The sequence below is a fragment of the Streptomyces sp. NPDC060194 genome (assembly GCF_042728285.1).
Classification (GTDB): domain Bacteria; phylum Actinomycetota; class Actinomycetes; order Streptomycetales; family Streptomycetaceae; genus Streptomyces.
This window is the reverse complement of record NZ_JBHWZH010000068.1, coordinates 22760-31629: the sequence shown is the minus strand read 5'-3', so window position 1 is coordinate 31629 and position 8870 is coordinate 22760. Positions and strand designations below refer to the sequence as shown.

The 8870-nt window shown below is 77.3% G+C and carries 8 protein-coding genes; 1 reads left to right on the top strand and 7 read right to left on the bottom strand.

The window, feature by feature from the left end:
- Positions 1-45: 45 nt before the first annotated feature.
- The 4 genes from ACFWEG_RS16885 to hisI all read right to left on the bottom strand — a co-directional run bounded on the left by ACFWEG_RS16885 (position 46) and on the right by hisI (position 3075).
- Entirely contained in the window at positions 46-339 is a 294-nt protein-coding gene (locus ACFWEG_RS16885) for an HGxxPAAW family protein (RefSeq protein WP_387215453.1), read from the bottom strand.
- A 116-nt stretch (positions 340-455) separates the two neighbouring features.
- A complete protein-coding gene (locus ACFWEG_RS16880; RefSeq protein WP_387215450.1) occupies positions 456-1133 on the bottom strand; it encodes a TIGR02234 family membrane protein in 678 nt (225 codons plus the stop codon).
- Between the two features lie 25 nt (positions 1134-1158).
- Complete coding sequence (locus ACFWEG_RS16875) at positions 1159-2667, bottom strand: anthranilate synthase component I (RefSeq protein ID WP_387215447.1); 1509 nt, start codon at positions 2665-2667, stop codon at positions 1159-1161.
- A 33-nt stretch (positions 2668-2700) separates the two neighbouring features.
- On the bottom strand, positions 2701-3075 hold the full coding sequence (gene hisI, locus ACFWEG_RS16870) for a phosphoribosyl-AMP cyclohydrolase (protein WP_387215444.1): 375 nt from the start codon (positions 3073-3075) through the stop codon (positions 2701-2703).
- A gap of 70 nt (positions 3076-3145) precedes the next feature.
- Between hisI and ACFWEG_RS16865 the strand changes: the two genes are divergently transcribed.
- A complete protein-coding gene (locus tag ACFWEG_RS16865; protein ID WP_387215441.1) occupies positions 3146-3778 on the top strand; it encodes a TIGR03085 family metal-binding protein in 633 nt (210 codons plus the stop codon).
- Between the two features lie 38 nt (positions 3779-3816).
- On the opposite strand, the gene ACFWEG_RS16860 is transcribed toward ACFWEG_RS16865, so the two are convergent.
- The 3 genes from ACFWEG_RS16860 to ACFWEG_RS16850 form a co-directional block, all read right to left on the bottom strand.
- Entirely contained in the window at positions 3817-5013 is a 1197-nt protein-coding gene (locus ACFWEG_RS16860) for a cytochrome P450 (RefSeq protein ID WP_387215438.1), read from the bottom strand.
- 85 nt (positions 5014-5098) lie between these two features.
- The gene (locus tag ACFWEG_RS16855) at positions 5099-6526 is read right to left on the bottom strand and encodes a PucR family transcriptional regulator (protein WP_387215435.1); all 1428 of its coding nucleotides are present in this window, start codon (positions 6524-6526) and stop codon (positions 5099-5101) included.
- A 187-nt stretch (positions 6527-6713) separates the two neighbouring features.
- Positions 6714-8798, bottom strand: a complete 2085-nt coding sequence (locus ACFWEG_RS16850; RefSeq protein ID WP_387215432.1) for a LuxR C-terminal-related transcriptional regulator — start codon at positions 8796-8798, stop codon at positions 6714-6716.
- Positions 8799-8870 lie beyond the last annotated feature (72 nt).

Sequence of the window (8870 nt, the reverse complement as noted above, 5' to 3'; positions counted from 1 at the left end):
ACCGGTGACCGGTCGCGCCCTTCCCGCGGGTGTCCCGTACGGGGTTCAGCTCTGCGGCTGCGGCTCCCGCGCCTCGGTCTGGGCCTGCGCGATCACCTTGGCCTCGGGCTCGCCCTGGTTCTTCTTCGTCACGGGGTCGTGCGGCTCCTTGGGCATGCCCATGCCCGCGGCCGCCATGCCCCAGCCCACCAGACCGCCGAGCAGGACCACGACCAGGCCGAGCCAGAACAGGACGGGCTGGTTCAGGACCATGAAGACACCGGAGATGCAGAACCCGATGAACGCGATGGTGACGCCCGTCCACGCGGCCGGGGTGTGGCCGTGACTGTTGCCCGACATGTGTACTCCTCTTCGCGGTAGCGCGCCGATTCGCGGTATCGCGGTCGCAGCGACACACCAGGCGCGACCCCATTGTCCCGCACCCGAGGGCGTGGTCATCGCCGGGGTGGGGGACCTCACACGGGCCGGTCGCCGGCGGGGGCCCCGCCGGTCGGGTCCTCGCCGCGGTCGAGCGCCTTCCACATCTCCTCGGGGCGCTCGGGGTCGCGCGGCGCCCGCGCCCGGCTGGCGCGGGGGCTGCCGTCGCGCTCGTAGCGGCCGCCCATGGAGGGCCAGGAGCGGCCGTGGCGCAGGGCGAGCAGACCGGCGAGCAGGATCAGGACGCCGCCGCCGACCACCACCCACGGCCACGGAGTGCGGCTCAGCGCGTCGATCGTCGCCGAGGGGTCGCCGGAGACCGTCGCGGCCTTCTCGTCGAGCGCGGAGGTGTCCGAGGCGCCGAGCGCGGCGGCCAGGACGATGCCCGCGCCGCTGAGGGCGAGCAGCGCGGAGACGAGGACGCGGCCGGTGCGGCGCACGGCGAAGACGGCGACGAGGGCGGCGAGGCCGACGATCGCGAGCGCGGCCGGCGCGCCGGTGACGTCGCCGCCGCTGACGCTCTGCGGCAGCGAGCCGCCGGGTATCGCGGCGCGGCCCTCGGCCCAGGTCTGCCGGGAGGCGATGAGGACGACGGTCGCGCCGACCGCGCCGAGCAGCAGGGCGGCGGCCAGGCTGCGCCTGCTGCCCCGGCTGTCGGGCGCCGGGGCGTCGGCGCGGTCGGGGGATTCGGCTCGGGGCTGGGGTACGGCACTCACCCCTCCACTATCCCCCACCCCCCGGCTAGCCGCCGAGGCGGTTCGCGGTGTGCACCGCGCGCAGCACGGCGGCGGCCTTGTTGCGGCACTCGGTGTCCTCCGAGACCGGGTCGGAGTCGGCGACGACCCCCGCCCCGGCCTGCACGAACGCGGTCCCGTCGCGCAGCAGGGCGGTGCGGATGGCGATGGCGGTGTCGGAGTCGCCGGCGAAGTCCAGGTAGCCGACGCAGCCGCCGTACAGGCCGCGGCGGGCGGGCTCCAGCTCGTCGATGATTCTCATCGCGCGCGGCTTCGGGGCGCCGGAGAGGGTGCCGGCGGGGAAGCAGGCGGTGAGCACGTCGAAGGCGGTGCGGCCCTCGGCGACCCGCCCGGTGACGGTGGACACGATGTGCATGACGTGGCTGTAGCGCTCGACCGACATGAAGTCGACGACCTCGACCGAGCCCGGTTCGCAGACCCGGCCGAGGTCGTTGCGGCCGAGGTCGACGAGCATCAGGTGCTCGGCCCGCTCCTTGGGGTCGGCGAGCAGCTCCTCGGCGAGCGCCTGGTCCTCCTGCGGGGTGGCGCCGCGGTGCCGGGTGCCGGCGATGGGGTGCACCATCGCGTGCCCGTCCTCGACCTTGACCAGCGCCTCCGGGCTGGAGCCGACGACGTCGAAGCCCTCGAACCGGAAGAGGTACATGTACGGCGAGGGGTTGGTGGCCCGCAGCACCCGGTAGACGTCCAGCGCCGAGGCCGTGCAGGGCGTCTCGAAGCGCTGGGAGGGCACGACCTGGAACGCCTCGCCGGCCCGGATGCGCTCCTTCACGTCCTCGACGGCCCGCTGGTAGTCCTCGCCGCCCCACCGCTTGGTGACCGAGGCGTCCCAGTCGGGTGAGGCGTCGGCGGCGGGCAGCGCCACGTGGCCGGAGGGGACGGGGCGGGCGAGGTCGGCCTCCATGGCGTCGAGGCGGGCGACGGCGTCGGCGTAGGCCTCGTCGATGCCGGTGTCGAGGTCGTTGTGGTTGATCGCGTTGGCGATCAGGAGCACCGAGCCGTCCCAGTGGTCGAGGACGGCGAGGTCGCTGGTGAGGAGCATGGTCAGCTCGGGGAGCCGCAGGTCGTCGTGGTCGCCGGGGCCGATGTCCTCCAGGCGGCGGACGATGTCGTAGCCGAGGTAGCCGACCATGCCGCCGGTGAACGGCGGGAGGCCGCCGGCGAGGTCGCGCGGGGTGTGCAGGGTCTCGACGGTGGCGCGCAGCGTGGCGAGCGGGTCGCCGTCGACGGGGACGCCGACGGGCGGGGTGCCGATCCAGTGCGCGCGGCCGTCGCGGGCGGTGAGGGTGGCGGCGCTGCGGACGCCGACGAAGGAGTAGCGGGACCAGGCGAGCGAGCCGCTGCCGTTCTCGGCGGACTCCAGGAGGAAGGTGCCTTCGCGCTCGCCGGCCAGCTTGCGGTACAGGCCGATGGGGGTGTCCCCGTCGGCGAGCAGCCGGCGGCTGACGGGGATGACGCGGCGGTCGGCGGCCAGCTTGCGGAAGGTCTCCAGATTCATGGCGAGCAGCTTAGGGCCCGCGCCGGGCCCCGGTCAGCCGTCGGTGGTGACGGTGAGCCGGTCCTCGTCGAAGCAGGTGCGGGCCCCGGTGTGGCAGGCGGCGCCGACCTGGTCGACCTGGACGAGGACGGTGTCGGCGTCGCAGTCCAGCGCGACGGACCTCACGTGCTGGACGTGGCCGGAGGTGTCGCCCTTGACCCAGTACTCGCCGCGGCTGCGCGACCAGTAGGTGCACCGGCCGGTGGTCAGGGTGCGGTGCAGGGCCTCGTCGTCCATCCAGCCGAGCATCAGCACCTCGCCGGTGTCGTACTGCTGGGCGATGGCGGGGACCAGGCCGTCGGGGCTGCGCTTGAGGCGGGCGGCGACGGCCGGGTCGAGACGGCTGGACGGTGCGGGCGTACGGCTCATACGCACATTGTGCCGCGCCGGGCGCGGTGCGCCGTGGTCGTGTCCGGTCCCCGGACGTACCCTGGCGGGCATGTCGACCCACGCGAAGCGCGAAAGGCTCATCCTCGCCGATCTGTTGGAGGCGAACGGCCCCGACGCCCCCACCCTGTGCCCTGGCTGGACGACCCGCGACCTCGCCGCCCACGTCGTGGTGCGCGAGCGCCGGCAGGACGCGGCCGCCGGTCTGCTGATCAAGCAGCTCGCGTCGCGCCTGGACCGGGTGCAGGGCGAGTTCGCCGCGAAGCCGTACGAGGAGCTGGTCCAGCTCATCAGGACCGGTCCGCCGAAGTACTCGCCGTTCCAGCTGAAGCAGGTGGACGAGGCGGCGAACACGGTGGAGTTCTTCGTCCACGCGGAGGACGTGCGCCGGGCCCAGCCGGACTGGACGCCCCGCGAGCTCGACCCGGTCTTCGCCGACGCCCTGTGGGCGCGGCTGGAGCGGACCGCCCGGATGACCGGCCGCAAGGCGCCGGTCGGCCTGGTGCTGCGCCGCCCCGACGGGCAGACCGCGGTGGCGCACCGCGGCACCCCGGTGGTGACCGTCACCGGCGAGCCGGGTGAGCTGCTGCTGTTCGCCTTCGGCCGCCAGGACCAGGCGCGGGTCGAGGCGGAGGGCGACAAGGACGCGGTGGACCGGCTGTACCGGGCGAAGCTCGGGATCTAGGGCGGTCACCCCCGGGGCCCGAGGGGAGCGGTCCGGCGTCACCAGCGGACCGGGATCCTGCGCACCCCGTGGATGAGCGGTCCGCCGATCCATTCGGCGGGCCGCCCGTCCGGGGCGAGGCCGGGGGCGCGGGCCAGCAGGGTGCGGATCGCGATGCGGCCCTCCAGGCGGGCGAGCGGGGCGCCGAGGCAGTAGTGGATGCCGTGCCCGAAGGCGATGTGGCCGCGGGTCTCGCGGCGGACGTCGAAGCGGTCGGGCCGCGCGAAGCGGTCGGGGTCGCGGTCGGCGTCGGCGAGCGCGACCATCACGGTCGCCCCGGCCGGGATGCGGGTGCCGTCGATCTCCAGCGCGGCGGTGGCGATCCTCGGGGTGGCCGTCTCGACGGGGCCGTCGTAGCGGAGCATCTCCTCCACCGCGCCCTCGACCAGCCCGTCCGGGTCGGCGCGCAGCGCGGCGAGCTGGTCGGGGTGGTGGAACAGGGCGCGGACGCCGTTGCCGATCAGGTTGACGGTCGTCTCGTGGCCGGCGACGAGCAGCAGGAAGGCCATTTCCAGGAGTTCGCCCTCGCTCAGCCGGTCGCCGCCCTCGTCGACGGTCTCGATGAGCCCGCTGAGCAGGTCCGCGCCCGGCGCGCGGCGCTTGGCGGCGATGAGCTCCGCGAGGTAGTCGGAGGCGGCGGCGATCGCCGCGGCGCCGTTCTCGGGCGAGGTGGGGGCGACGGTCTCGGCGGACCAGGCGCGGAACGACGCGCGGTCCAGGTCGGGGACGCCGAGGAGTTCGCAGATGACGGTCATCGGCAGCGGGAAGGCGAGCGCGTCGACGAGGTCGGCGCGGCGGTCGGGTGCGGCGAGCATGGCGTCGAGCAGCTCGTCGGTGACCGCCTGGACGCGGGGGGCGAGGGCGGCGACCCGGCCGGGGGTGAAGGCGCGGCTGACCAGGCGGCGCAGCCGGGTGTGGTGGGGCGGGTCGCTGTCGAGCATGCTGGCGCTGACGGGGCCGTGCCCCGCGGGGTCGATCCCGTCCAGCCGGCGGTTGTGGCGGATCCAGTCGCGGCTGAGCAGCGGTTCCGTCAGGGCGGCGCGGGCGGCGGCGTGGCCGACGACCAGGTAGGCCTCCTCCCCGCCGGGGTAGCGGACGTGGTGCACGGCGCTGCGGCGGCGCAGTGCGGCGTAGACGGGATACGGGTCCTGGACGAAGTCGGCGTCGAGCGCGGCGAGTTCGATCGGCTGCGGCATGTGGTGCTCCCCCCGGTTTCTTGCGTCCCCTCACGTTAGTGACCGTGCCCGCGGCCGCGCCTCCCCCGCGAGGGGGAACGGTTCCCTAGGGGAGTTCGAGGAGCCGGCGGGCGGTGAGGGCGAGGGAGACCTCCACCGCCTGGGCGGGGTGTGCGAGGCTGCGGCCGGTCACCTGCTCGAAGCGGCGCAGCCGGTTGAGGACGGTGTTGCGGTGGCAGTAGAGCCGGGCGGCGCAGTGGCGCGCGGAGCCGCCGGTCGCCAGCCACACGGCGGCGGTGTCCAGGAGCAGCCCGCTCTCGACCGGTTCCAGCGCCCGCAGCGGGCCGAGGACCCGCTCGGCGAGCGCGGCGGCCAGCTCGGGCGAGGAGACGACGAGCGCGTCGGGCAGCCGCTCGTCGAGCAGCACGGCGCCTCCCCCGCGCGGACACGTCCGCAGCGCGGTGTCGGCGAGCCGCCGCGCGGCGGGCAGCCCGGTGAGCCCCTCGGCGACGGGGCTGACCCCCACCCGGGCTCCGGGCGGCAGCCCCAACGCGGCGACGGCGGAGGTGAGTTCGCTCTCCTCCCCGTCGCGCCCCCCGGACCCGGGCGCGGCCTGCTCCGCGCCCGCGGCCTCGCGGCCGCCGCCCGCCCGGCCCTGCGCGAGGCCGTCCCGCTCCCCGCCCCCGCGCTCGGCGCGCCGGTCCTCGGCCGCCCGTCCCGCCGCACCCCGCAGCGGCAGCAGCGCGTACTCCGTCTCGGCGCCGGACCGCCGCAGGACGCGCGCGCCGGGCGGGAGGGCGGACAGGGCGTCGAACCCGCTGCGGGGGCGGTCGAGGGGTCCGGTGGCGAGGGCGAGGACCGCGTACCGGCCGTCCTCCGGGAGGGCGAGGACCGCGGCCGCGTCGGCGAGGTCGGCGAGCTTGGCCGTGCCGTCGAGGAGCGCGGCCAGCAGCAGCCGCTCGCGGTTCTCCCGCCGCCAGGCGAGCCGGCGTTCGGCGCGGCGGTAGGCCTCGGCGGCCACCGCGCAGTGCTCGTCGACGAAGTTCCACACGTCGGTGGCGACGTGCACGAGCAGCCGGATGTCGTCCGGGTGGGTGCGGGTGGTCTCCTCGACCAGCCCCTGCCACACCAGCGCGCCGCCGAGCCGGAAGGCGTGCAGCAGCGCGTCGAGGGGCAGCCCGCGCTCGGCGCGGGTCTCGCCGATCCGGGTGGAGGCGAGGTGGGCGTCGGCCCGCGCCTCGCCGGGCCCGAGCAGCGAGCCGACGCTGTGCCGCAGCGAACCGTGCACCTCGTGCCAGATCTCGGTGGGGTCCGCGGCGATCGCGGCCGCGTACGACGGCTCCGCCTCCCCGAGCGCGACGACCAGCCGGTCGGTGAGCTGCGGCAGCTCGCGCAGGAGCGCCCGGGCCGCGCGGTGCAGGACGGCGACGGCCTCGGTGTCGAGCAGGGAGCGGGGGATCGGCGGCCGGGACGCCCTGGGGTGGGCAGGGACCTCGTGAAGCGTGGCGACGCGGGACAGTGCGACGTGCGGCATGACGTCCTCCACCGGGCGGCTCGGGGGCCGGGACCTCGTCGGCCCGACGCCCGCAGGATGGCATACCGCCCGGTCGGTACCTAGGGGTCGCGCGATGTCCTTCCCATCACGATCCGACCTCGCCGCCCCGATCCGCCCGTCCGGCCGGGCGCCCCGGCTCCGCGCCCGGGCCGGACGGGCCGCGGTGTCAGCCGGACGCGCCCGCGCCGAGCAGACGCGCCAGTTCGACCCGCGACCGCACCCCGAGCGCCGCGAAGACGTTGCGCAGGTGGTGGTCGACGGTACGGGGGCTCACCGAGAGCCGGTCGGCGACCTCGCGGTTGGTGGCCCCCTCCGCGACCTGCCGGGCGATGCGCAGCTGCTGCGGGGTGAGCGCCGCCGCCGCACCGGGCGCGTCGGCGCCGTCGCCCCGAGCGGCCGCCGACTCCCCCGCCGCCCGCAGTTCCCCGCGGGCCCGGTCCGCCCAGGCCGCCGCACCCGCCCGCTCGAAGCCGACGAGCGCGTCCCGCAGCGGCTCGCGAGCCTCCCTGGGGCGCCGGCGGCGGCGCAGCCACTCCCCTTCGAGCAGCCTGGTGCGGGAGCGTTCGAAGTCGCCGGCGGCGCGGTCGTGCCAGGTGCGGGCCGTGCCGAAGGCGGCCCGCGCCGTACGGTCGTCGGCGGCGAGCAGGGCGTGGCAGCGGGCGAGCTGGGCGGGGGCGAGCGGGTCGGCGGTGCGGGCCGCCCACCGGGCGAACTCCTCGACGGCCGGGCGGGCCTCCGCGGGCCGGCCGGCCCGTACCGCCGCTTCCACGAAGCACGGCACCGCCGCCATCCGCACCGCGAAGTGGCCGCGACGCGGCCCCGTTCCGACGAGCGGCGCGAGCCGTGCCGCCGCCGCCTGCGCCCGCCCGGCCGCCAGCTCCGCCCGCGCCACCGCCCAGACCGCGAGCGTCGCCGTCTGGGCGAGCCCGTGCGGGCCGGCCACGGCGGTGGCCGCCGCGGCGTGGGCGGCGCACCCTCCCATGTCGCCCTCGACGGAGGCCGCCAGCGCCAGTACGGCGTGCAGGGCCGCCTCGGTGTTGGTCTGCCCGGTGCCGCGGGCGGCCCGCAGCCCCTCGACGGCGTGCGCGCGGGCCGCGGAGTGGCGGCCGGCGCGCAGCTCGGCGTGGGCGACGCGCTCCAGGGCCCGCGGCAGGGCCTCAAGCGGGCCGTGGGCGTGCACGGCGGCGAGTGCGCGGGCTCCCGTCCGGCAGGCGGTGTCCACCTCGCCGAGGACCAGGGCCGCGCCCGCGGCGCGCAGGAGGCGTCCGGGGTCGTCGTCGGCGCCGGCAGCGGCCAGGCAGCTGCGGAGCAGGGCATGGCCCTGCGCGGTGCGGCCGGCGAGCACGGCGGTCATGCCCGCCCGGTGGCGTGCGTCGTCGGGCCGCCCGGCGGTGGCGGGTACGCGGCCGAGGGCGTCCGCGTACCCCGCCGGGTCACCGGCCGACCAGGCGGCCTCGGCCGCGCCGAGCAGCGCCGTCGCGGCGCGCCCGGGGTCGTGCGGGGCGAGCAGCGCGGCGGCGGCGAGCAGGGTCTCGCGGGCGTCGGCGGCCGGGCCGTTCCGCAGCGCCCGCAGACCGCGGTCGGCGAGCGCGTGCCCGTCGGCCGGGCGGGCGACCGCCCGGGGGTGCGGGGCGCCGCCGGAGGCGCCGGCCGGGCGGGAGAACCGTGCGACCCGCCCGGCGTTCCGGTCCGCGCCGAGCCCGGCCAGGAGCGCCAGGAGCCGCTTCGGGTTGCCCGCCGCCCGCTCGATCAGGTCCGCGCGCACGAGCGGGTCGAGCGGGTACCGGGCCGTGCGGTCCAGGAGCGCGCCGGCCGCCTCCGCGTCCAGCGGGCCGAGGAGGAGGCGGGGCGTCCCGACGGGGGCGGGGGTGTGCTCGTCCAGAGCGAGCAGCACGGCCACCGGATGCCGGTAGGCCGCCGCGAGGAGCGCCGTGCGGGCGGCCGGGCTCCAGGTGTGGGCGTCGTCCGCGCTCAGCAGTGCCGGGAGGCCCGCGGCGAGTACGGCGCGCAGGTCGTCGGCGAGCGTCCGGGCCCCGGTGGCCACCGCCGGACCGTGTCGGCGGTGGTGGGCCCGGGCGTACGCCAGGAGGCCCGTGCGCCCGCGGCCCGGCGGCCCCGCGACCACGAGGGTCGCGCCGCGGCCGTACCGCACCCGGTCCGACAGGTCCCGCACGGCGGCCAGTTCGTCGCTCCTGCCGTACAGCCGTAACGGTGTGGCGGGCGGGGGGCCCGCGAGCGGAGGTGGGGTCACGCCGGCACGTTACGACCGTGTGAACGGAGCCGGAAGCGGCAGGCCGAAGGGGTGGGCGCGGCCCCAGCGACG